General features: G+C 67.1%; 22 protein-coding genes and 1 pseudogene. 14 read left to right on the top strand and 9 right to left on the bottom strand.

Annotated features, from left to right (window positions below; genetic code table 11):
* Positions 1-88: 88 nt before the first annotated feature.
* The 3 genes and pseudogenes from ACFQZZ_RS22515 to ACFQZZ_RS22505 form a co-directional block, all read left to right on the top strand.
* Positions 89-247: pseudogene (locus tag ACFQZZ_RS22515) on the top strand (LysR family transcriptional regulator); the annotation flags it as partial.
* Positions 248-380: 133 nt separating this feature from the next.
* Positions 381-758 carry a DUF3817 domain-containing protein gene (locus ACFQZZ_RS22510; RefSeq protein ID WP_378684044.1) on the top strand — a complete coding sequence of 126 codons (378 nt, stop codon included), beginning with the start codon at positions 381-383 and terminating at the stop codon, positions 756-758.
* A gap of 61 nt (positions 759-819) precedes the next feature.
* Positions 820-1,677: a co-chaperone YbbN gene (locus ACFQZZ_RS22505; RefSeq protein WP_378684122.1), complete on the top strand. Its 858-nt coding sequence runs from the start codon at positions 820-822 to the stop codon at positions 1,675-1,677.
* Positions 1,678-1,695: 18 nt separating this feature from the next.
* Here the strand turns inward: ACFQZZ_RS22505 and ACFQZZ_RS22500 are convergent, their stop codons facing one another.
* The 5 genes from ACFQZZ_RS22500 to ACFQZZ_RS22480 form a co-directional block, all read right to left on the bottom strand.
* A complete protein-coding gene (locus ACFQZZ_RS22500; protein WP_378684041.1) occupies positions 1,696-1,836 on the bottom strand; it encodes a hypothetical protein in 141 nt (46 codons plus the stop codon).
* A 37-nt stretch (positions 1,837-1,873) separates the two neighbouring features.
* Positions 1,874-4,045 carry a 1,4-alpha-glucan branching protein GlgB gene (glgB, locus tag ACFQZZ_RS22495; RefSeq protein WP_378684038.1) on the bottom strand — a complete coding sequence of 724 codons (2,172 nt, stop codon included), beginning with the start codon at positions 4,043-4,045 and terminating at the stop codon, positions 1,874-1,876.
* On the bottom strand, positions 4,042-6,045 hold the full coding sequence (locus ACFQZZ_RS22490) for an alpha-1,4-glucan--maltose-1-phosphate maltosyltransferase (RefSeq protein WP_378684035.1): 2,004 nt from the start codon (positions 6,043-6,045) through the stop codon (positions 4,042-4,044). Before ACFQZZ_RS22490 ends, glgB begins: the two co-directional genes overlap by 4 nt.
* A 38-nt stretch (positions 6,046-6,083) precedes the next feature.
* A complete protein-coding gene (locus tag ACFQZZ_RS22485; RefSeq protein WP_378684033.1) occupies positions 6,084-6,725 on the bottom strand; it encodes a LysE family translocator in 642 nt (213 codons plus the stop codon).
* A 174-nt stretch (positions 6,726-6,899) separates the two neighbouring features.
* Positions 6,900-7,496 carry a TetR/AcrR family transcriptional regulator gene (locus ACFQZZ_RS22480; RefSeq protein ID WP_378684031.1) on the bottom strand — a complete coding sequence of 199 codons (597 nt, stop codon included), beginning with the start codon at positions 7,494-7,496 and terminating at the stop codon, positions 6,900-6,902.
* 78 nt (positions 7,497-7,574) lie between these two features.
* On the opposite strand from ACFQZZ_RS22480, the gene ACFQZZ_RS22475 reads away from it, so the two are divergent.
* From ACFQZZ_RS22475 to ACFQZZ_RS22455, 5 genes are all read left to right on the top strand, one after another.
* Entirely contained in the window at positions 7,575-8,015 is a 441-nt protein-coding gene (locus ACFQZZ_RS22475; RefSeq protein ID WP_378684028.1) for a VOC family protein, read from the top strand.
* A gap of 74 nt (positions 8,016-8,089) precedes the next feature.
* A complete protein-coding gene (glgP, locus tag ACFQZZ_RS22470) occupies positions 8,090-10,687 on the top strand; it encodes an alpha-glucan family phosphorylase (protein ID WP_378684025.1) in 2,598 nt (865 codons plus the stop codon).
* 196 nt (positions 10,688-10,883) lie between these two features.
* Positions 10,884-12,245, top strand: a complete 1,362-nt coding sequence (locus tag ACFQZZ_RS22465) for an NCS2 family permease (protein ID WP_378684023.1) — start codon at positions 10,884-10,886, stop codon at positions 12,243-12,245.
* 111 nt (positions 12,246-12,356) lie between these two features.
* Entirely contained in the window at positions 12,357-12,890 is a 534-nt protein-coding gene (locus ACFQZZ_RS22460) for a DoxX family protein (RefSeq protein ID WP_378684021.1), read from the top strand.
* A 168-nt stretch (positions 12,891-13,058) separates the two neighbouring features.
* Positions 13,059-13,454, top strand: coding sequence for a RidA family protein (locus ACFQZZ_RS22455; protein ID WP_378684018.1), 396 nt, complete (start codon positions 13,059-13,061; stop codon positions 13,452-13,454).
* Positions 13,455-13,536: 82 nt separating this feature from the next.
* Here ACFQZZ_RS22455 and ACFQZZ_RS22450 read toward each other — a convergent pair whose 3' ends face one another.
* The 3 genes from ACFQZZ_RS22450 to ACFQZZ_RS22440 all read right to left on the bottom strand — a co-directional run bounded on the left by ACFQZZ_RS22450 (position 13,537) and on the right by ACFQZZ_RS22440 (position 17,182).
* Positions 13,537-14,253 carry a methyltransferase domain-containing protein gene (locus ACFQZZ_RS22450; RefSeq protein WP_378684015.1) on the bottom strand — a complete coding sequence of 239 codons (717 nt, stop codon included), beginning with the start codon at positions 14,251-14,253 and terminating at the stop codon, positions 13,537-13,539.
* A gap of 197 nt (positions 14,254-14,450) precedes the next feature.
* The gene (locus ACFQZZ_RS22445) at positions 14,451-16,496 is read right to left on the bottom strand and encodes an ATP-dependent DNA helicase (protein ID WP_378684012.1); all 2,046 of its coding nucleotides are present in this window, start codon (positions 16,494-16,496) and stop codon (positions 14,451-14,453) included.
* Between the two features lie 119 nt (positions 16,497-16,615).
* The gene (locus ACFQZZ_RS22440; protein ID WP_378684009.1) at positions 16,616-17,182 is read right to left on the bottom strand and encodes a nicotinamidase; all 567 of its coding nucleotides are present in this window, start codon (positions 17,180-17,182) and stop codon (positions 16,616-16,618) included.
* 101 nt (positions 17,183-17,283) lie between these two features.
* Between ACFQZZ_RS22440 and ACFQZZ_RS22435 the strand changes: the two genes are divergently transcribed.
* Positions 17,284-17,490 (top strand): hypothetical protein, encoded by a 207-nt coding sequence (locus tag ACFQZZ_RS22435; RefSeq protein WP_378684007.1) that lies wholly within the window; start codon positions 17,284-17,286, stop codon positions 17,488-17,490.
* Here ACFQZZ_RS22435 and ACFQZZ_RS22430 read toward each other — a convergent pair whose 3' ends face one another.
* The gene (locus tag ACFQZZ_RS22430) at positions 17,491-18,804 is read right to left on the bottom strand and encodes a nicotinate phosphoribosyltransferase (protein ID WP_378684005.1); all 1,314 of its coding nucleotides are present in this window, start codon (positions 18,802-18,804) and stop codon (positions 17,491-17,493) included. It lies immediately after the preceding gene.
* Positions 18,805-18,926: 122 nt separating this feature from the next.
* On the opposite strand from ACFQZZ_RS22430, the gene clpS reads away from it, so the two are divergent.
* From clpS to ACFQZZ_RS22405, 5 genes are all read left to right on the top strand, one after another.
* Positions 18,927-19,247: an ATP-dependent Clp protease adapter ClpS gene (gene clpS / locus ACFQZZ_RS22425; RefSeq protein WP_378684002.1), complete on the top strand. Its 321-nt coding sequence runs from the start codon at positions 18,927-18,929 to the stop codon at positions 19,245-19,247.
* A 23-nt stretch (positions 19,248-19,270) separates the two neighbouring features.
* Complete coding sequence (locus tag ACFQZZ_RS22420) at positions 19,271-19,840, top strand: DUF2017 domain-containing protein (protein WP_378683999.1); 570 nt, start codon at positions 19,271-19,273, stop codon at positions 19,838-19,840.
* Positions 19,841-19,933: 93 nt separating this feature from the next.
* Positions 19,934-21,001 (top strand): P1 family peptidase, encoded by a 1,068-nt coding sequence (locus ACFQZZ_RS22415; RefSeq protein WP_378683996.1) that lies wholly within the window; start codon positions 19,934-19,936, stop codon positions 20,999-21,001.
* A gap of 74 nt (positions 21,002-21,075) precedes the next feature.
* Positions 21,076-21,498 (top strand): Mov34/MPN/PAD-1 family protein, encoded by a 423-nt coding sequence (locus ACFQZZ_RS22410; protein ID WP_378683994.1) that lies wholly within the window; start codon positions 21,076-21,078, stop codon positions 21,496-21,498.
* A 35-nt stretch (positions 21,499-21,533) separates the two neighbouring features.
* Complete coding sequence (locus tag ACFQZZ_RS22405; RefSeq protein WP_378683991.1) at positions 21,534-21,806, top strand: MoaD/ThiS family protein; 273 nt, start codon at positions 21,534-21,536, stop codon at positions 21,804-21,806.
* The last annotated feature ends 2 nt before the right edge of the window (positions 21,807-21,808 follow it).

Genomic DNA, 21,808 nt, shown 5'->3' with positions numbered 1-21,808 from the left:
AACCGCGCGCGGACGCTGCGAATCAAACAACTTCGGGCCGTGAATCCACAACGAACGGTTGTATGCCCGGGGGTTGTATGTTCGGCGCCTGGACCTCGAAGCAGTACGCACCTTCGTCGTCGCCGCGGACGAAGGCCACTTCCAATAGGCAGCCCTCGAGCTCTCCATCACGCAGCAGGCCGTGTCCAAACGCATTTCGGCGCTGGAGTCCAAGCTCGGCGTCCGCCTGTTCGCCCGAACCGCCCGCCTCGAACCGGCGAAGCTGGTCGGGTGGCCGATCCTACGAACGCCGCTCCGGACGAATATGGTCGCCGAGTTGGGCTTGACCCGCGGTGCGGTGTGACGGGTTCAACTACGTACCGTCGTAGGGGTCCGGCACAATGGTGGCCATGGGCAATTTCTTCGACCTGAGCACCGTGGCCAAGCGGTTCCGCTTCATCGCCGTGCTCGAGGCCATTTCCTGGGCCTTCCTGATCGTCGGCATGGTGTTCAAGCGACTCCCCGAGCCGGTCCTCTGGCCGGTCAAGGTGTTCGGGATGACGCACGGCATCATCTTCGTGCTGTTCGTGATCATCGCGATCGTCGCCGCTCGTGAGCTGGGCTGGACCGTGAAGACCACGGTGCTCGCGCTGCTGTCGAGCATCCCGCCGTTCTGCACTGTGCTGTTCGAGGTGTGGGCGGTGCGGACGGACAAGCTGGGTGAGCTCAGCAACGCCGCTTCCGTCGACGCCGGGGCTCCCGCATCCGTCACGCCGTGACAAACTGGAAACCGTGACTCGACCAGCTGCCCGCCGTCCTTCGCCCGCCGTCGCCGCCGCTATGTCCGGTGCGGTCGATCTGTCCAGCTTGAAGCAGCCTCCGGCCACCGCGGCCGGCGCGCCCGGTGCGCCCGGTGGCGACTATGCGGTGAACGAGACGGATTTCGAGACAAAGGTGCTGCGCCGCTCGATCGCGCTACCGGTGGTCGTCGCGCTGTACTCGCAGCGCAGCCCCGGCAGCGTCGAGCTGGTCAAGCTGCTGGAGCGCCTTGTCGTCGAAGACGGCGGCAGCTGGGCGCTTGCCACCGTCGAGGCCGAGACCAACATGCGGATCGCGCAGGCGTTCGGCGTGCAGGGCATTCCGACCGTGATCGCGGTCGCGGGTGGCCAGCCGCTCGCGGATTTCCAAGGCGCGCAGCCGGAACCGCAGGTTCGGCAGTGGCTGAACGCGGTCATCGACGCGGTGGCGGGCAAGCTCGACGGCGAGACCGCCGAGCCGGAGCAGGCCGAGGACCCCCGCTTCACCGCCGCCGAGGCAGCGCTCGAGCAGGGTGACCTGGCCGCTGCGGAGGCCGCCTACGAGGCCATCATCGCCGCCGAGCCGAACAACGAAGAGGCCAAGGGCGCACTGCGCCAGCTGCGCTTCCTCGGTCGCGCCCAGAACGTGCCGGAGTCGGCGATCGCGACCGCCGATTCCGATCCCGCCGACGTCGACGCCGCTCTCGATGCCGCCGACGTGGAACTGCTCAACCAGCAGCCCGAGGCCGCCTTCGATCGGCTGATCGCACTGATCAAGCGCACCGCCGGTGACGACCGGACGAAGGTACGCACTCGCCTGCTGGAACTGTTCGAGCTCTACGATCCGGCCGATCCGATCGTCGTCGCGTCTCGACGGAAGCTGGCCGCCGCCTTGTACTGAGAGCCGGGTGCAGGCGCGTTACGTCACCGCCTCGACCTTGCTCGTATCGAACTCGACGTATTCGATGATCGCGCCGCCCGGGTGCCGCACCGTCAGATTGCGCCCGGTCGGGACGTCGTTCGGACCGTCGAGCAGTTGCCCGCCCTCGTTCTCGACCACCGCAAGGACGTCGTCGAGGCGCTCGATCCGGCGTCGGCTACTCGGGGGCGAGCCAGATCGCGCTGTTCGGGGCCAAGGCGACGGTGACCGATGCCGGGCGGCCGTGCCACGGTTCGGCTGTCGCGGTCACGGTGCCGAGGTTGCCGATGCCGGAGCCGCCGTAGGCGATGGCGTCGGTGTTGAGGATTTCGCGCCAGCGGCCGGTGGCGGGCAGGCCGACGCGGTATTCGCCGTGTACCGAACCGGAGAAGTTGTAGACACACGCGACCATCGAGCCGTCGGAGCCGTAGCGCAGAAAGGCGAGGACGTTGTTGGCGCGGTCGTCGGCCTCGATCCAGGAGTACCCGCCCGGGGCGGTGTCCTGCGTCCACAGTGCGGGGTGCGCGCGGTAGACCGCGTTGAGATCGCGGACGGCGGTGGTAATGCCGAGGTGGAGCGGGTTGTCCAGCTCCTGCCAGTCCAGCCCGCGATCGTGCGACCACTCACGGAACTGGCCGAAATCCTGGCCCATGAACAGCAATTGCTTGCCGGGATGGGCCCACATGTAGGCCAGTAGGGCCCGCACGCCCGCGGCCTTGGCGAAATCGTCGCCCGGCATCCTGGTCCACAGGGTGCCTTTGCCGTGCACGACCTCGTCGTGGCTGATCGGCAGCACGTAATTCTCGCTCCATGCGTACACCAGCGAGAAGGTGATCTCGTCGTGGTGCCAGGAGCGGTGGATCGGGTCGCGGCCGAGGAAGCCGAGGGTGTCGTGCATCCAGCCCATGTTCCACTTCATGGTGAAGCCGAGGCCGCCGACGTCGATGCTGCTGGTGACCCCGGGCCAACTGGTCGATTCCTCGGCAATGGTGACGACGCCGGGGTGGTATCGGTGCACGGTGTTGTTGAGGTCCTGGAGAAAATCCACGGACTCCAGGTTTTCCCGGCCACCGTGCACATTCGGCTCCCAACCCCCTTCGGGGCGTGAGTAATCCAGATACAGCATGGAGGCGACCGCGTCGACGCGCAGGCCGTCGATGTGGAACTCCTCGATCCAGTACCGCGCGTTGGCGACGAGGAAGTTGCGCACCTCGTTGCGTCCGAAGTCGAAAACGTAGGTGCCCCAGTCGAGTTGCTCGCCGCGGCGCGGGTCGGCGTGCTCGTAGAGCGGGGTGCCGTCGAAACGGGCCAGCGCCCATTCGTCGCGCGGGAAGTGGGCGGGCACCCAGTCCAGCAGCACGCCGATGCCCGCGGTGTGCATGCGGTCGACGAAGGCGCGGAAGTCGTCGGGGGAGCCGAAGCGGGCGGTGGGTGCGTAGTAGGACGTGACCTGGTAGCCCCAGGAACCGCCGAACGGGTGTTCGGCGATCGGCAGCAGCTCGATGTGGGTGAATCCGGCCGCGCACACGTAATCGGCGAGCTGGTCGGCCAATTCGCGGTAGCCGAGACCGGGCCGCCATGATCCGAGATGGACTTCGTAGACACTCATCGGCGCGCGAGTCGGATCGGTGCGTTCGCGGGTAGCGACCCAATCACCGTCGGACCACACGTAATTGCTCGCGGTGACCACCGACGCGGTGGCAGGTGGCAGTTCCGTCGCGAAAGCCAGCGGATCCGCGTGATCCACTGTCCGTCCGTCCGCGCCGTGTACCCGGAACTTGTATTTGGCGCCGACGCCGACACCGGGCACGAACACCTCCCACACCCCGGAGGAACCGAGCGTGCGCATCGGTGCGGTGGTTCCGCTCCAGCCGTCGAAATCACCGATCACGGTGACGCCCCTGGCATTCGGCGCCCAGACGGCGAACGAGGTGCCGCCCACATCGCCGTCGAGTGTGGTGTAGTGGCGCGGGTGCGCGCCGAGCACGTCCCACAGGTGTTCGTGGCGGCCCTCGCCGATGAGGTGCAGGTCGAGTTCGCCGACGGTGGGCAGGAAGCGGTAGCCGTCGGCAGTGATGATCTGTTGCCCACCCGGATATGTGGTCACGAGGCGATAGTCCATGACATCGGGATGCGGCACCACCACGGCGAATATCCCGTGCCCCAAGGATTTCAGCGGATGGTCGACGCCGCCGATGCGGGCGGATACCGTCTGCGCGTGCGGGCGCAGCGCCCGGATGACCGTGCCGTCCCGGTGCGGATGCGCCCCGAGCACGGTGTGCGGATCGGCGTGCGTCCCGGCCGCGAGCAGCATCAGGTCGCGGCGTTTCACCACCGTGGCATCGCTCATCGGAAGGTCCTGCGATAGGCCAGCTCCGCGCGAATCTGCTGCGGAACCGGCGGCAGCGCCAGGATGTGGGCGACGGCATTGGTGGGATCCAGTCGCACGTAATTTGTCTGCGCCCAGCGGTATTCCTCCCCGCTGACCTCGTCGAAGACGACCGGATGGTCGTGCCATTCGTGCCCGATCGCGGGCAGGTCTAGCGAAATCATGCCCTGCTCGGCGCCGAATGGGTTGAGGTTCACCACGATCAGCACCGCGTCGCCGCTGACCGGATCGATCTTCGAGTAGGCGATCAGCGCGTCGTTGTCGACGTGGTGGAAATGCACGCAGCGCAACTGCTGTAGTGCGGGATGCGCGCGGCGGATCTCATTCAGTCGAGTGATCCACGGCTCCAAAGATTCTCCGCGTGCCAGCGCCTCGGCGAACGGTCGCGGGCGCAGCTCGTACTTCTCCGAATCGAGGTATTCCTCGCTGCCCGGCCGCGCCGCCTGATGTTCGAAGAGCTCGAACCCGGAGTAGATGCCCCAGGTCGGTGCGAGAGTGGCGGCCAGTGTCGCGCGGATGGCGAACATGCCCGGCCCGCCGTGCTGCAGGCTCTCGTGCAGGATGTCGGGGGTGTTGGTGAACAGGTTCGGCCTGGCCTCGTCCGCCTTGGCGGCCAACTCCTTGCCGAACTCGGCCAGCTCCCATTTGGCGACGCGCCACGTGAAATACGTGTAGGACTGGCTGAATCCGCGTCGCGCAAGGCCGTACAGCCGGGCTGGTCTGGTGAACGCTTCGGATAGGAAGATCACGTCGGGATCGGTGCGCCGCACGTGCGCGATCAGCCATTCCCAAAAGTCGGCGGGCTTGGTGTGCGGATTGTCGACCCGGAAGATCTTGACGCCCAAGCTGATCCAGTGCCGCACGACGCGCAGCACCTCCGCGTACAGCCCGTCCGGGTCGTTGTCGAAATTGACCGGGTAGATATCCTGGTACTTCTTCGGCGGGTTCTCGGCGTAGGCGATGGTGCCGTCGGGCAGCGTGGTGAACCACTCCGGATGCGCCTGCACCCAGGGATGATCCGGCGCGCACTGCAGGGCTAGGTCGAGCGCCACCTCGAGGCCGAGTTCCGAAGCGGTGGCAACGAATTCGGCGAAGTCGGCCTCGGTGCCCAGTTCCGGGTGGATCGCGTCGTGGCCGCCGTCCTTCGACCCGATCGCCCACGGCGAGCCGACATCTCCCGGTTCGGCGGTGAGCGCGTTATTGCGCCCCTTGCGGTTGATCTCGCCGATCGGATGTATCGGCGGCAGATAGATGATGTCGAAACCCATGCCGGCGATGCGCGGCAATTCCTTTGCCGCCGTAGCGAAGGTGCCGTGGATCGGGTTGCCTGCGGCGTCCCGGCCGCCGGTCGAGCGCGGGAAGAACTCGTACCACGAGCCGTACAGCGCGCGTTGGCGTTCTACGTGCACGGTGTGCTGCGAGCCGCGGGTGACCATGTCCCGCAACGGGGTCGCGCGCAGGATCTCGGTGATCTCCGTGCCGAAGGCGGGCGCGACCCTGGCGGGCAACTGTTCGTCGCCGCGCAGCGCCGCCGCGGCGGCACGCAACCGCTCGAACTGCTTCTTCGGCACCGCTTGGGCGGCGCGCTCGAACAACTGGGCGCCCAACTCGAGATCGTTGGCCAGGTCGGCGGCGCTCTGCCCGACGGCCAGCTTTGCCTCCACAGCCGCCCGCCAGGTGGCGATCGGATCGCTCCAGCCCTCGATGCGGTAGGTCCAGGCGCCGGGCAGGTTCGGGACGAACGCGGCATTGAACACGTCGGGCTCGAAATCCGGTGCCATGCGGATCCTGGTCAGCCGCGAAGAGCCGGGACCGCGCACGGCCAGCGTGGCGGCGACCGCGTCGTGCCCCTCACGCCACACCACGGTGCGCACCGGGAAGACCTCGCCGACCGCGGCCTTGGCCGGTCGGCCGCCCGCGATGGACGGGGCAGTGTCATCGATAGCGATGCGGCCGGTCACGGGACCAACCGTACCGTTACCCCGCGCCGAGACGGTGATCAGCGCGCGTCGGCGGCGAGACCGAGACCGAGCGCGACAAGCACCGCGCCGAGCGCCCGCTCAATCCGTTGGCGGATCCCCGCGCGCCGCAGCCAGGCCCCGGCGCGGTCGGCGGCAAGCACCACGGCTACGCACCAAGCGGTGTCGATGACGAGCTGGATCGTGGCCAGAATCAGCACAGTCGGCAGCACCGGGCCGCTGGACGGCAGGAACTGCGGCAGGATCGTCAGACCGAATACCGCGGCCTTCGGGTTGGCGGCGATCGAGATGAGCGAGGCGCGGAATGCCGAGGCGGGCGTCCGCCCGGACGGCAGCAGCTTCGTCATACCGGCGCCGAACTGGTCATCGTCGCGTGCCCCGCGCCAGGCCTGCACCCCCAGCCAGATCAGCACCAAGCCGCCGACGACGTGCACCGCGGTATTCATGAATCGGTTCGCGATCAACAGCACCGACAGCCCAGCGCCACCCGCCAGCGTCCAGCTGAACACCCCGATCTCGTTGCCCGCCACCGCGGCCAGTCCCGCCGCCCGACCGTCGCGCACCGCGCGCTGTAGGAACAGCGCGGTCGCCGGACCCGGCAGTGCGGCGAGAATGAGGCAGGCCAACAGAAATTGAGGGAGTACATCGACCCAGTGCGGCATCAGCCGATGCTGTCACGAGCAGCACTGGTCGGCCAGTGAAATTCGGGCGTCGGACGCCGATCGCAAGAAAGGCTGTAGCCCAGCGATGGCGGTGCGCTCGGTCATCGTCGGCAGCGTCCGACGATGCGCCACGGACGTGAGCGATAGTCCGACCTGCGTGGGCTGCGCCGGCGATCATGCCACGCTGGCGCGCATCGCCTCGAGCAACCGTCGCAATGCCGCGGTCGTATCGGATAGCGCGTTGGGATCGTCGGTGATCGCCAGCCACAGTGCCGCCTCGTTCATCGCGCCCGACAACAGGTGGGTGAGTGGTTCGATCGGCTGCGGTGCGAGCACGCCCTCGTCGACGAGCAGGGTCAGTGCCTCGCCGAGGTGCCGGGCGGAGGCGGCCTCGTCCATCGCCCGCCATTCGTGCCAGCCGAGCACCGCGGGTCCGTCGATCAGCATGATGCGCTGGATATCCGGGTCGGTGCAGGTGGTGAGGAAGGCTTCGCAGCCGACGACCAGCTGAGTCCAGGGGTCGGCTCGGGGATCTGCGGCCGCGGCGACCTCCTCGCCGACCTCGTGCTGGACCTGCTCGAGCACCGCACGGAACAGTTCTGCCTTGCCCGCGAAGTTGTGGTAGAGCGCGCCCTTGGTCACTCCGGTCGCCGCCACGATTTCCGACAGGCCAACGGCGCCATAACCTTTCGCCGCGAACAGGCGCCTGCTCTCGCGGAGCAGTGCACTGCGCGTCTCCTCGCGCTGCTTGGCGCGAATCGTGCTCGGCATCGCTTTCCTCCCATTGACATACCGCTGGTATGTCAGCTAGCTTAGCTCGCATACCAACAGTATGTGAAAGGTGAGAGAATGGAACTGAGCAGCTTCTACCCCGTCATCGGCACCGACCGGCTCGCGGAGACCAGGGACTTCTACATCAAGTGGTTGGGCTTCGAGATCACCTTCGAGGCCGACTGGTACATCAGCCTGCGCCGACCGGGCACGGTGAACTACGAGCTCGCACTACTCGACTACACCCACGAGACCGTGCCTGCGGCCTACCGCAACCCGGTGCGGGGTCTGCTGCTGAACTTCGAGGTCGACGACGTCGATGCCGAGTGGGAGCGGATGGTCGTGCAGGGCGGCATCACGGCGGAGCTCGAAATCCGCACCGAGGGCTTCGGGCAGCGGCACTTCATCGTGGCCGACCCGAGCGGCGTATTGATCGACATGATCACCGAGATCCCGCCGTCGCCGGAGTACGCCGAGCAGTTCAGCGCGGAGTACACCGCCGAGACGTTCACCGCGTAATGACATCGTCGGCGCGGGAGTGACCTGGGCCGTCGGGGCAGTCGGCCGCGGGATTGTTCGGTAGGGTTCGCCTGGTGAAGGCACTTCGTCGTTTCACCGTCCGTGCCCATCTGCCCGAGCGTTTGGCGGCCCTGGGCGAACTCTCCACGAACCTGCGCTGGTCGTGGCATTGGCCCACCCAGGATCTGTTCGCTGAACTCGATCCCGAGCTGTGGCGCGAGGTCGGCCACGATCCGGTGCGGATGCTGGGGGAGGTGCCCGCGGCGCGACTGGACGAACTCGCCGCCGATGCCGACTACACCGGGCGGGTCGACGCCGCGGCCGCGGATCTGCGCGACTACCTGACGCGGCCCGGCTGGTTCCAACGGCAGACCGACGCTCCTGGCGTGCGCGGCATCGCGTACTTCTCCATGGAATTCGGCGTCACCGAGGTGCTCCCCAACTATTCCGGCGGCCTCGGCATCCTCGCGGGTGATCACCTGAAGGCCGCATCGGATCTCGGCCTGCCGCTGATCGGCGTCGGATTGCTGTACCGCTCCGGCTATTTCCGGCAGTCGCTGACCGCCGACGGCTGGCAGACCGAGCATTATCCGGCGCTGGACCCGCAGGGTTTGCCGCTGCGACTGCTGACCACCGACGACGGTCGAGCGAAGCAAGGGGATTCGGCGCCGGTGCTGATCCACGTGGCGATGCCCGACCAGCGGGTGCTGCGGGCGCGAGTATGGATCGCGCAGGTCGGCCGGGTGCCGTTGCTGCTGCTGGATTCCGATATCGCCGAGAACGATCCGGAGCTGCGTGCGGTCACCGACCGGCTCTACGGCGGCGACCAGGACCACCGGATCAAGCAGGAGATCCTGGCCGGCATCGGCGGGGTGCGGGCGGTGCGCGCCTATACCCGTGCGACCGACCTGCCGGATCCTGACGTGTTCCATATGAACGAGGGTCACGCCGGTTTCCTCGGTGTCGAGCGGATCCGTGAATTCGTCTCGGCAGGGCTGGATTTCGATACCGCGCTGGCCGCGGTGCGAGCCGGGACGGTGTTCACGACGCACACCCCGGTGCCCGCGGGCATCGACCGGTTCCCGATGCCGCTGGTGCGCAGGTACTTCGGCGGCGGGCACGGCGAATCCGAATCCGCCATGCTGCCAGGACTTCCCATCGACCGAATCGTCGCGCTGGGGCGGGAAGCCGATCCGTCCGTCTTCAATATGGCGCACATGGGCTTGCGGCTGGCGCAGCGCGCCAATGGTGTCTCCAAGCTGCACGGTGAGGTCAGTCGTGCCATGTTCGCGCCGCTATGGCCGGGCTTCGACGCGGCCGAGGTACCGATAGGTTCGGTCACCAACGGTGTACACGCCCCGACCTGGGCCGCGCGCGAATGGTTCGACAAGGCCCGCGAATACATCGGCCCCGAATTTGTCGAGGAGGCCCGCGGCTGGGAGAAGCTGCGCGACGTCGACCTCGGCGAACTGTGGTCGACCCGCAACACCTTGCGCGCCACCCTCGTTGCCGAGGTGCGCCGCCGGGTACGCGCGTCCTGGCTGGAGCGCGGGGCCGCGTCGGCCGAATTGGGTTGGGTCGACAGGGTTTTCGATCCGAACGTGCTGACCGTCGGCTTCGCCCGCCGGGTGCCGACCTACAAGCGGCTCACACTGATGCTGCGCGACCCGGAGCGGTTGCGCGCGCTGCTGCTCGATCCCGATCGGCCGATGCAGCTGGTGGTGGCGGGCAAGAGCCATCCGGCCGATGACGGCGGCAAGGCGCTCATCCAGCAGGTTGTCCGCTTCGCCGACGATCCCGAGGTGCGCCATCGCATTGTCTTCCTGCCCGACTACGACATGTCGATGGCCAGGTACCTGTACTGGGGTTGCGATGTGTGGCTGAACAATCCGCTGCGCCCGCTGGAAGCGTGCGGCACCTCCGGTATGAAGTCCGCGCTCAACGGCGGGCTCAATCTGTCGATTCGCGACGGCTGGTGGGATGAGATGTACGACGGCGAAAACGGGTGGGCCATCCCGACCGCCGACGGCGTCTCCGACGAGCACCGTCGCGACGATCTCGAGGCCAACGCCCTCTACGACCTTTTCGAGCGGACAGTCGCACCCCGCTTCTACGACCGCAACGCCTTGAACATGCCGGTGCGCTGGGTAGAGATGGTGCGCCACACTTTGCAGACCCTCGGCCCGAAGGTGCTGGCCTCCCGCATGGTCCGCGACTACGCCGTCGAGTACTACGCCCCCGCCGCGGCCGCCGGTCAGCGCGCGAGCGCCGACGAATTCGCCGCCGCCCGCGCGACCGCCGAGTATCGCCGCCGCGTTGAGGCAGCGTGGCCGTCGGTGAAGGTGATCCAGGTCGACAGTGCGGGGTTGCCCGACACCCCGATCATCGGCGCGGAACTGTCCCTGGCCGCCCGCATCGATCTCGGCGGCCTGACCACATCCGAGGTCACCGTCCAGGCGGTGCTCGGCCGAGTGTCACCAACCGACGACCTCTCCGACGTCACCACCTTTCCGATGACCCACACCGGATCCGATTCCGGCGTAGAGCTTTTCGCCGTCGAAACTCCGGTACCCCTGTCCGGCGCCGTCGGCTACACAGTGCGGGTCCTGCCCCACAATGACCTGCTCGCCTCCGATGCCGAACTGGGACTGGTCGCCGCACCGAGCGCTTAGCAGGCGGCGGGGGTGCCGTGGGTTAGCTCATCGAGCGGGTAGTCGATGTGGGCGGAGCTCGGCTCGGCCTCGACCTGGCTACGGTGACGCTTATCACGAAGCCGGCGGTCGGGGCATCGGCCGAGTTCTCTGATTCAGTGAATTGTCGGCTACCGTGCCCTGGCACCCCCGTACCCATTTCCGAGTGGAGAGCCCCATGGTCACCGACGTTCTGAGCCGGACCCGAGGACGCGTCGACGCGTACTTCGGCATCAGTTCGAACGGCTCGACCATGAAGCGCGAGCTGATGGCGGGGACGATCACCTTCCTCGCCATGTCCTACGTGCTCGCCGTGAACCCGTCGGTGCTCGGCGACGAGGGAGCCCTCGGCGACAAAGGCATTCCCATGCAGGCGGTGTTCACCGCGACGGCCGTGGCGGCGGTGTTCGGCACGCTGGTCATGGGTATATGGGCCAGGTATCCGATCGCGCTCGCACCGGGCATGGGGCTCAATGCGTTCTTCGCCTATTCGGTGGTGCTCGGGATGGGAATCCCGTGGCAGGTCGCGCTCTCGGGGACCTTCCTGTCCGGCGTCATCTTCTTCGTGCTCGCGGTCACCAAGGTGCGCGAACGCATCCTCAATGCCATTCCGATGCAGATGAAACTGGCCGTCGGCGCCGGTATCGGGATGTTCGTGGCATTCCTCGGTTTGAAGAACGCGGGCATCGTGGTCGACAGCGAAGCCACCCTGGTCACGCTCGGCGACTTCACCAAGGGCACTACGCTGCTCGCGCTGTTCGGTCTGGTGGTGACCGTGGTGTTCCTGGTCATCGGCTGGCACGGCGCGGTGCTGTACGGCATCGTGCTCACGGCCCTGGTCGGCGTAGGCAGCGGTCTGGTCGATCTGCCCGACGGTGTCGTGTCGATGCCGAAGGGGCTCGAGCACACCTTCGGTCAGGCGATCATTCATCTGCCCGACGCGTTCACCGGGCAGATGGCCGTCGTCATTCTCACCATGCTGTTCGTCGACTTCTTCGACTGCTCCGGCACGCTGATCGGCGTGGCGAACCAAGCGGGGTTGCTTGACAAGGACGGCAAGCTGCCCCGCGCGGCGAGCGCGCTGGCCGCGGACTCGGTGGGCACCATGGCGGGCGCCGTCATCGGAACCTCGACCACCACCGCCTACGTCGAATCGACGGCGGGCGTTTCGGCGGGCGGGCGGACCGGAATGACCGCAGTGACCACGGCGGGATGGTTCCTGATCGCCATGTTCTGTTACCCGATCTTCGCGGTCGTCGCGGGCTCCGCTTCGATCACCGCGCCCGCGCTGATCGTGGTCGGGGTGTTGATGGCCCGGGCGCTCGGCGAGATCGATTGGAACCGGCTGGAGTACTGCATCCCGGCCTTCATCACCGTCATCATGATGCCGCTGACCTACTCGATCGCGAACGGGCTGGCGATGGGGATGCTGTTCTACCCGATCGTCATGGCCGCAAAGGGGCGCGTCAAAGAGGTCCATCCGACGATGTGGGCACTGATGGTGATGTTCCTCGGATATTTCTTCTTCCTCGCGGAATAAGCCCGCACACTGGCCGGTTGGCCTCAATCGTGCGAGAATCGGACCGCAGTCCGCTTCATCGCCGAGGCCATAAATGTTGTTTGGAATCGAATCGCAGGGATGAGGACCAGCATGAACACCAAGAGCACGCTCGAACGCACTACGACCGATCTCGATCCTGTCTCCGCCGATATCGGCCTGCTGCTGCTGCGGGTTGTCTTCGGTGGACTGCTCGCCGCGCACGGCACCCAGAAGCTGTTCGGCTGGTTCGACGGATACGGCTGGAGCAAAACCGCCGCGTCCTTCGACTCCATGGGCTACAACCCGGGCAAGCTGTTCGGCACCCTCGCCGGGCTCAGTGAACTCACGGGCGGCCTGTTGCTGCTGCTCGGCCTGCTGACTCCGCTGGCGGCCGCCATCGTGCTCGGCACCATGATCAACGCTGTCAACGCCACGTGGGATGGCGGGCTGCTGACCGGCAAGGGCTACGAAACGGCTCTGCTGTTCGCCATCGCCGGCGCGGCCATCGCCTTCACCGGCCCCGGCAAGTTCTCGCTGGACAACGGCCGCCCATGGCAGCGGCAGGGCTTCGTCTGGGGCGCGGGCGCCGTGCTGCTCGCGGTGCTCGCGGCGGTGGTCACCTTGATTTTCAAGTGGGTGCTCTGATCTCGACGCACGACTGAAAACGCACAACTGAATTCGTCGAGGTGGCGTGGTGACCGAGTAGGTCGCCGCGCCACCGTCGTCTGTGATCGTCGTCATGTCACACTCGGGCTATTCGCATCGTCGTTGTAGTTGTTGCGGCACATACAGGTGACGATGAAGGAGACGACGATGACGATCGAGATCAGCAACCCCGCCGAACTGCACGATCCCACCGGCTTCGGCTACAGCCACGTGGCACGGGTGGTCGGCGAGCTGGTTCTCATTGCCGGGCAATATGATTCCGACGCCGATGGGCACACCACCAGCGAGGACTTCGCGGGTCAGGTCGACCGCGCCTTCGCCAATCTCGGAATCGCGCTGCGCTCCGTGGGTTTGGATTATCCCGAGGTGGCGCAGCTGCGCACATTCATTGTCGACCACGACCGGGACAAGCTCGCGGTGCTCGGGAAGAAGATCGCGGAAATCTGGGGAGCGAAGCCGCCGGTCCAGACGCTGGCCGGGGTTGCCTCGCTGGCGCTGCCCGGGATGTTGTTCGAGGTGGACGCGGTCGCCGTGCGGGGCTGATGCCGAGAGTTCGCGGCGCGGGCGGAGGCGTGGTCTCGACGACCGCTCGGTCCGTCGGCATCGTGGACAACCACCGCGGGACTTACTTCGGAGTGGGGCTCGGTTCTGAGTGCAGCACGAGCACGTTCGTCGCGTATCGGTGGAACATGTAGCTGGTTTTGCGCAGGGATGTTGGGATTCCCTTGTCGTGCAGTTCTTTTCGCAGGTGCTCGACCAGGTTGTCCTGGCGTACGCCCCGATAGTCGACGAGGGGGTACAGACGGGTTTCGTCGATGGCAACCCGGGATAACTCCAACAGAGCGGCCAGATGGAAATCGGCGTCGAGGCGGTCGGCGTAGCTGAACAGCAAATGGGAGCTCAGTACAAGGTCGAAGCTGTTGTCAGGGAAGGGGAGTGATGGTAGCTGCGCGGCGACGTACCGGTCGGGGTGTGCGATCAGGTCGGCGCCGAAGCAGGCGGCCGCGGTCATGCGGATCTTTCGGTGCTGCTGCGGATCGCCGTACCAGTCCCAGCTATAGCGGTCGAGATGTGCTGCGTTCCAAAGGTGTCCGCGATCGGATTCGGAGAGGGCCAAGGCGCCGAGTTGGTCGATGGGCCGAGCGTAGATGGGGTCGGCCGCGGTGACCTGAGCGCCGAGTTCGTGGGCTTCGGCGGCGAAACTTGCTGCACCGCCTGGACAGTCGAGAATGCGTCCCTGCAAGTCGGCGTCGGTGAGTGCGAAGATTGCTCGATATTCGGCCAATGATCTTGCGCTGATGAGGAATTCGCCGAGGGTGTCGAGATCGGGCCGGTGCGTCATCTGGAAACCGTCTCACGCGCAGACTGCGTGCGACAGAGGATTTGGCTTCACTTACGGGAAAAGTGGTGTCCCCGCGCCGCGTGCAGGGCTTGGCGCGGGGACCGCCGATACATCCGGTGTGGGAATTGGGGTTCCAGCGGAGTATCAAGGCCCAATTTACTTCTGCCTGGAAATAATTACCCGCATTGTGAGTGGTATCACAGTGCGGTGGCGGTGAGCCGCTCGAGCGCCTTCGTCACCACGTTCGGATCGGAGGTTTCCCAATACGGCGGCAGCGATGCGCGCAGATAGCCGCCATAGCGCGCGGTGGCCAGGCGGGAATCGAGGATCGCGACGACGCCGCGGTCGTCGACGCTGCGCAGCAGTCTGCCGGTGCCCTGTGCGAGCAGCAGCGCCGCATGGTTGGCCGCGACGGTCATGAAGCCGTTGCCGCCACGCGACTCCACCGCGCGCTGCCGCGCCGTCAGCAGCGGATCGTCGGGCCGTGGGAATGGAATCCGGTCCAGGATGACCAGGCTCAGCGACGGGCCGGGCACGTCGACGCCCTGCCACAGTGACAGCGTGCCGAACAGTGAGGTCTCCGGATCGTCGGCGAACTTGCGCACCAGCGCGCCCGTCGAATCGTCGCCCTGGCACAGCACCGGGGTGTCGAGCCGGTCACGCAACGCCTCGGTGGCTGACTTGGCGGCGCGCATCGAGGAGAACAGACCGAGCGTGCGCCCGCCCGCGGCGCGGATCAGCCGCTCGATCTCGTCGAGATAGGCGGGCGCGAGGCCGTCGCGGCCCGGAGCGGGCAGATGCTTGGCGACATAGAGGATGCCGGACTTGGCGTGGTCGAAAGGCGAGCCGACATCGAGCGAACTCCAACGCACCGTTTCCACATCCGACGGCGCGACCGCACCGTTGGCGGTTGCTGAATCGGTCCGGCTGCCCGACTGCGCAGGCAGCCCCCAGGTAATAGCCAGGCCGTCGAACGAACCGCCGATCTGCAGCGTCGCCGAGGTCAATACGACCGTCGCGGTGCCGAAAAGCCTGCTGCGCAGCAGACCGCCCACCGAAAGCGGCGCCATCCGCAGCGTGCGCCGGACGACCCCCCGCATTTCGTCGGCAGCCAGCCAGATGACATCTCTCCTGGTCGCCGGATCGGGTTCGTCGAACGCCGTCAGCGCGCGCACCGCGCTGTCGTGCACCTCGTCGATCGCGGCGAGCGCCTGGGTACGGGCGGCGGCGCTCTCCGGATCGCCCTGCGCGGACGTACCACCCTGTGGCGCCAGTGCGGTACGGACGTTCCATGCCGCGTCGCGGACGAGGGCGAGCACCGGGGCAACACCGTCGGGCAGCGCGTCCCAGCGGGCGGCGGGCAGCTCGTCGAGGACGTTGTGCCAGGCCTCCGACGCGCCTTCGAGCCGGTCCACTTCCTGCTCGTCGACGAGCTTGGCACAGCGGCGCGCGGCGGCGCTGATGGCCGAGGGCGCCAGCTCCGCGGTGGCCACACCGGTCACCCGGTCGACCAGCTCGTGCGCTTCGTCGATGACGACCACATCGTGTTCGGGCAGCACCTGGATGCCGCTGATCGCGTCGATGGCGAGCAGGGCGTGGTTGGTCACCACCACGTCGGCCTGCGCCGACTCCGCCCGTGCCCGCTCGGCGAAGCAGTCCTGGCCGAACGGGCAACGCGACTTGCCGAGGCATTCCCGCGACGACACGCTGACCTGCCGCCAGGCACGGTCGGTCACGCCGGGCGCGAGCTCGTCGCGATCGCCGGTCTCGGTATCGGAGGCCCACTCGTTGAGCCGCTGTACCTCCCTGCCGAGCCGGGAGATCGCGAACGCGTCGAACAGCTCCGCCTCGGCGGGCTCGTCCGGGATCACACTATTGATCTTGTTCAGGCACAGATAGTTGTTGCGCCCCTTGAGGATCGCGAACTTCGCCGTTCGACCGAGCGGCTTGCTCAGCGCCTCGGACAGCCGCGGCAGGTCTCGGTCGACCAGCTGCCGCTGCAACGCGATCGTCGCGGTCGACACCACCACCGTCCGCCCGGTTCGCACCGCATGCCGCAGGCTCGGCACCAGGTACGCCAGCGACTTTCCGGTCCCGGTCCCCGCCTGCACGGCGAGATGTTCCTTGGTATCGATCGCGTGGTCTACCGCCGCCGCCATCGTCACCTGCCCGACCCGCTCTTTCCCACCGAGCGCCTGCACGGCAGTGGTCAAAAGGTCGGAGGTGGGCGGCAGTTCGGGCACGCGAGCAGCCTACTGGTTGGGACCGACAGAGATCACCGGCCGCCGGAGTCCGCCGCACGCCCCGCCGCTGCGAACTCGGCGTGTCGTTCGGCAGGTCGTCTACCCGGTGTCGAGCGGGGTTACCGGCCGACGGTGCCCTCGAGTTCGACACCCGCCGCGCGCATGCGGTCGAGGGCGGCGGCGGTGGTGTCGGGGGCGACGCCCGCGGTCAGGTCGAGCAGGACGCGGGTGTCGAAGCCCGCGAATTCGGCGTCGAGGGCGGTGGCGCGGACACAGTGATCGGTGGCGATGCCGACGACGTCGACCTCGTGGATGTCGTGGGCGCGCAGCCAATCGGCGAGGGTGCTGCCGTCGGGAGCGGCGCCTTCGAAACCCGAATAGGCGGCGGAGTACTCGCCTTTGGAGAAGGTCTCCTGGATCGGTGCGGTATTCAGGTTCGGATGGAACTCGGCGCCCGTGGTGCCGACCCGGCAGTGCGGTGGCCAGGTGTCGACATAATCCGGGTTCGCGGAGAAATGGGCGCCAGGATCGACGTGGTAATCGCGGGTGGCGACGACGGCGTCGTACTTCGCGCCCGCGAGGTGGTCGGTGATTCGCTCGGCGACCGCGGCGCCTCCGGTGACCGCGAGCGATCCGCCCTCACAGAAGTCGTTCTGTACGTCGACGATGATCAACGCTCGGGACATGTCGACCTCCCTTTCCACGGATGTAAACGCCGGCGCTACCTCGTGCGGATTACATTGTGCCGCCTGATCGAACGGGCGGGCTACGGCACTTGGAGGATCACATGAGCAGCACCGTCAGAGTTTCGATCGCCATGGTCATCGGCTACCTGGCCTACCTGGCCGCCGCGTTTCTGGTCGGCGACCGGCCTGACGACGTGGGCGACTGGGTAAAGCTCCTGGTCAAAGGATTTCTCGTCGTGCTGATCGCGGTATCAGCCGTCGAGTGGGTGGCCAAACGTCGCAGTCGAGGTCTCGACGTACGCCGCTGATCAGCCCGCGAACGTCGTCGGGATCGCCGGGTCGCCGTCGGAAAGCTTCAGGCCTTCCCACGGCAGACTGACCAGCCCGCGCGATACCAGTTTGCGGCTGTCGGCGAGTGTCGGCAGCCCATCGACCATCTTGCCGCCGCGCACCAGCGGAACAAGCAGTTCCCTGACCTCGAATCCGTTCGCCGCCGGCACGGTGCCCGCGGCCGGGTAGACGATCTCCTCCACGATCGTGCCGGTGCGTCGGGCCAGTCGAACCGCCTTCTTGGTGCCGCCGCGCGACTCCTTGTGGCTGCTGCGCTTTGCCACCGGCAGGCCGTCCACCTCGACGAGCTTGTAGACCATGCCCGCCGTGGGTGCACCGGACCCGGTGACCAGCGAGGTACCGACGCCGTAGACGTCGACCGGCTCGGCACGCAGCGCGGCGATGGCGTACTCGTCGAGATCACCGGACACCACGATCCGGGTGTTGGTGGCGCCGAGGCCGTCGAGTTGGTCGCGCACCTGCCTGGCCAAGACACCGAGATCGCCGGAGTCGATACGGACGCCGCCCAACTCGGGACCGGCTACCTCGATGGCCGTCGCGACACCCGCGGTGATGTCGAAGGTGTCCACCAGCAGCGTCGTCCCGACCCCGAGCGCTTCGATCTGGCTGCGGAACGCGGCCGCCTCGTGCGCGCCGTCGGCGGCGCTGTGCAGCAGAGTGAACGCATGCGCGCTGGTGCCGGCGCCAGGCACACCGAAGCTGCGCACCGCCTCGAGATTCGAGGTGGTGTCGAAGCCCGCCAGATACGCCGCGCGGGAGCTGGACGGTGCGGCCAGCTCGTGGGCGCGCCGCGAGCCCATTTCGATCATCCGGCGTCCGCCGGCGGCGCTCACCATGCGGGCGGCGGCCGAGGCGATCGCGCTGTCGTGGTTGAGGATCGATAGCGCGAGTGTCTCCAGCAGGACGCATTCGGCGAAGCTGCCGCGCACCGAGAGAATCGGTGAGCCTGGGAAGTACAGCTCGCCCTCGGCATAGCCGTCGATGTCGCCGGTGAACGTGTAGTCGCGCAGCCACTCGATGGTAGCGGCGTCCGAGAAGCCCGCGACGATCGCGAGTTCCGGTTCGCCGAATCGGAAGCGCGTCAGCGCCTCCAGCAGCCTGCCCGTGCCCGCGACGACCCCGTAGCGCCTGCCGTGCGGCAACCGCCTGGCGAACACCTCGAAGGTGCAGCGGCGGTGCGCGGAGCCGTCGGCGAGAGCAGCGGCAAGCATGGTCAGTTCGTACTGGTCGGTCAGCAGCGCGGTGCTGCCGACACCGTCGCGGATGTCCACGAAGCCACTCTAGACAGCGGCGGCGGGCATGATAGGCCGGTGCTGTCGGGATGTTCCCCAGAATGACGAAATGATGGTGGACGGGTGTTGTGATTCCGGAGTCGAGTCGTACCCTGAGTGTTATGGGCTTGTGCGAAGCGAACGCGGCACTGTCGGCGGCACAGGCGACTCCAGAGGCGGTCGAGGTCACCGAAATCCTGGAGGCCGAGGACCGTCCGTGGGTCACTGTGGTCTGGGACGACCCCGTCAACCTGATGCACTACGTTGCCTACATCTTCCAGAAGCTGTTCGGCTACACGAAGGCGAAGGCGACCGAACTGATGCTCAAGGTGCACAACGAGGGTAAGGCCGTGGTGTCATCGGGGTCGCGGGACAAAATGGAACAGGATGTCAGGCGGCTGCACGCGGCAGGCCTCTGGGCGACCATGCAACGGGACGACTGACCGGTACGACTACCCTGACACCAGTGCGAAAATGGAGCCGAAAGAACTCACTGAGCGGCCTCAAATTGCGCTCCGAAATGGACGCGCGTGAGGCCAGCGTGCTGCGTTCCCTGGTCGGCTCGGTCTCCGGGTTACTGACCGAACGGGCCAACTCGGCCCCTGAAGACGATCTCGCCGCACTGACCGGGCTGCGTACCGGCAACACCAGCCCGCCCGACGATCCGCGGCTGCACCGGCTGCTGCCGGACTTCCACCGCAGCGAGCCGGGTTCGCCCGACGCCGATCGCGCGGATCTCAACAGCGCGCTGCGCGGCCTGCACGAGCCGGAGATCATCGACGCCAAACTGGCCGCCGGTTCGGTGCTGCTGGATACGTTGCCCGAAGACGGCGGCCGGATCCTGCTGACGCCGGAACAGGCGGACGCCTGGTTGACCGCGCTCACCGATGTGCGACTGGCGCTGGGCACGGTACTCGGGATCGACGCCGAGACACCCGATCATCTGGACGCCGACGACCCCCGCGGTCCGCATCTCGACGTGTACCACTGGCTGACCTGGATGCAGGATTCGCTGCTGCAGGCGCTCGCTCCCTGACCCCTCCGGCGGGGTACGGCCGGAACCACCGAATTCCGGCCTTCCGCGTAGCGACGGAGACCAACCCGTGATCGACAGTCAGGAGACGGTGTTATGAACGGCCGAGCCGGGCAACGTAATTCGATCACCGATATACCCGGGCTGCTGGTCGGTCACCATCACCGGCTCGATCCGGATGCGACACTCGGCTCCGGTGCGGCGACCGGTTGCACGGTGGTCCGCGCACCGGGTGGTGCGATCGCCGCCGTCGATGTGCGCGGTGGCGGGCCAGGCACTCGGGAGACCGATCTGCTCGATCCGGCAAACACTGTGCGCCAAGTGAATTCGATCTTGCTCACCGGCGGCAGCGCCTACGGACTCGCGGCCGCCGACGGTGTGATGCGCTGGCTGGAGGAGCACGGCGAAGGCATCCCGATGGATCCGACGGACGCGAGCCGGGTGGTGCCTATCGTCCCCGGCGCGGTGATCTTCGATCTTCCGGTGGGGGAGTGGGACATTCGGCCCACCGCCGAGTTCGGGTACCTGGCCGCGGCAGCCGCGGCGGTCGAGTTCGAGCGCGGCACGGTCGGCGCCGGTGTCGGTGCGCGCGCCGGTTCGATCAAAGGCGGCGTCGGCACCGCGAGCGTGGTGCTCGGCGACGGCGCCGCCGCCGGAGTGACGGTCGCCGCGCTGATCGTGGCCAATCCCGTCGGCTCGGTATTCGATCCACGCACCGGACTGCCGTGGGGAGTCGGGACCGATGGCCCCGAGTACTTCGGCCTGCGTCCCGCCGACCCCGAGCAGTTGGCACGAGCGAACGCGCTCGCGGTCAAAGGCACCGTCCTCAACACGACCATCGGCGTTGTCGCCACCGACGCGCCGCTGGACCCGGCAGGATGCCGCCGGATGGCGACCACCGCGCACGACGGCCTGGCCCGCGCGATCCGCCCGGCCCATTCCCCATTGGACGGCGACACCCTGTTCGCATTGGCCACCGGAACCGCGCAGCCGACGAATGTCCCGCTGGTGCCCGCGTTTCCGCAGGACCTGCTGGTGCTCGACGAGGTGTGCACCGCCGCGGCGGTCTGTGTGGAACGCGCGATCGTGGACGCGGTCCTGGCTGCCCGATCCGTCGCGGGCATTCCCGCCTACGCCGACCTGTTCGCAGCAGCCGGGGAATAGCCGAATATTCTGGCTCGTTGTCGAGTGCGATATGTCGGCAACAGTTACGCCGAATTTGCGGAAGGGTTTGACTCGTGCTGGTGATCAGGGCCGACCTTGTGGAGGCGATGGTGGCGCATGCCCGCGCCGACCACCCGGACGAGGCCTGCGGCGTCATCGCGGGGCCGGAAGGCTCCGATCGCCCGGAGCGGTTCGTCGCCATGGTCAATGCCGAGCGCTCGCCCACCTTCTACCGGTTCGACTCCGGTGAGCACCTGAAGGTATGGCGCGAGATGGACAAGGCCGACGAGGAGCCGGTGGTGATCTACCACTCGCATACCGCGACTCAGGCCTACCCGAGCCGTACCGATGTGTCCTACGCGTCCGAGCCGAACGCGCACTACGTGCTGATCTCCACCCGCGATCCCGAGCAGAACGAGGTGCGCAGCTACCGGATTCTCGACGGCGAGGTCACCGAGGAGCCCGTGCAGGTCGTCGATGCGTACACCCCCGCCTAGACCCGCCCCATAGTTGTCGAAATCGAGGAGTCCCCATGTCGGTAACCGTATCCATCCCGACGATCATGCGTGGTTTGACCGGCGGTGAGAAGCGGGTAGCAGCCGAGGGCGCCACGCTGTCCGCGCTGATCGACGATCTGGAGGCCAACCACCCCGGCCTCGCCGAGCGGTTGCTCAAGGACGGCAAGCTGAACCGCTACGTCAACATCTACGTCGACGACGAGGATGTGCGCTTCTCCGGAGGTCTGGCGGCCGAGGTGCCCGCGGATGCTTCGGTGACCATCCTTCCTGCCGTCGCTGGAGGCTGAGC

Origin of the sequence: Nocardia sp. GCM10030253, from assembly GCF_042675075.1 — a bacterium.
Taxonomy (GTDB): Bacteria; Actinomycetota; Actinomycetes; order Mycobacteriales; family Mycobacteriaceae; genus Nocardia.
Note: the sequence above shows the minus strand (reverse complement) of the source record. Positions and strands in the feature narration are given on the sequence as shown.

Excerpts from the sequence above, each read along its gene's own strand:
- ACFQZZ_RS22480 (WP_378684031.1), bottom strand. The coding sequence starts at position 7,496 with ATGCCGAGCACGATTCGCGCCAAGCAGCGCGAGGAGACGCGCAGTGCA.
- ACFQZZ_RS22475 (WP_378684028.1), top strand. The coding sequence starts at position 7,575 with ATGGAACTGAGCAGCTTCTACCCCGTCATCGGCACCGACCGGCTCGCG.
- ACFQZZ_RS22510 (WP_378684044.1), top strand. The coding sequence starts at position 381 with ATGGTGGCCATGGGCAATTTCTTCGACCTGAGCACCGTGGCCAAGCGG.
- ACFQZZ_RS22415 (WP_378683996.1), top strand. The coding sequence starts at position 19,934 with ATGAACGGCCGAGCCGGGCAACGTAATTCGATCACCGATATACCCGGG.
- ACFQZZ_RS22405 (WP_378683991.1), top strand. The coding sequence starts at position 21,534 with ATGTCGGTAACCGTATCCATCCCGACGATCATGCGTGGTTTGACCGGC.
- clpS (WP_378684002.1), top strand. The coding sequence starts at position 18,927 with ATGGGCTTGTGCGAAGCGAACGCGGCACTGTCGGCGGCACAGGCGACT.
- ACFQZZ_RS22435 (WP_378684007.1), top strand. The coding sequence starts at position 17,284 with ATGAGCAGCACCGTCAGAGTTTCGATCGCCATGGTCATCGGCTACCTG.
- ACFQZZ_RS22440 (WP_378684009.1), bottom strand. The coding sequence starts at position 17,182 with ATGTCCCGAGCGTTGATCATCGTCGACGTACAGAACGACTTCTGTGAG.
- ACFQZZ_RS22505 (WP_378684122.1), top strand. The coding sequence starts at position 820 with ATGTCCGGTGCGGTCGATCTGTCCAGCTTGAAGCAGCCTCCGGCCACC.
- ACFQZZ_RS22450 (WP_378684015.1), bottom strand. The coding sequence starts at position 14,253 with ATGACGCACCGGCCCGATCTCGACACCCTCGGCGAATTCCTCATCAGC.
- glgB (WP_378684038.1), bottom strand. The coding sequence starts at position 4,045 with ATGAGCGATGCCACGGTGGTGAAACGCCGCGACCTGATGCTGCTCGCG.
- ACFQZZ_RS22460 (WP_378684021.1), top strand. The coding sequence starts at position 12,357 with ATGAACACCAAGAGCACGCTCGAACGCACTACGACCGATCTCGATCCT.
- ACFQZZ_RS22455 (WP_378684018.1), top strand. The coding sequence starts at position 13,059 with ATGACGATCGAGATCAGCAACCCCGCCGAACTGCACGATCCCACCGGC.
- ACFQZZ_RS22465 (WP_378684023.1), top strand. The coding sequence starts at position 10,884 with ATGGTCACCGACGTTCTGAGCCGGACCCGAGGACGCGTCGACGCGTAC.
- ACFQZZ_RS22485 (WP_378684033.1), bottom strand. The coding sequence starts at position 6,725 with ATGCCGCACTGGGTCGATGTACTCCCTCAATTTCTGTTGGCCTGCCTC.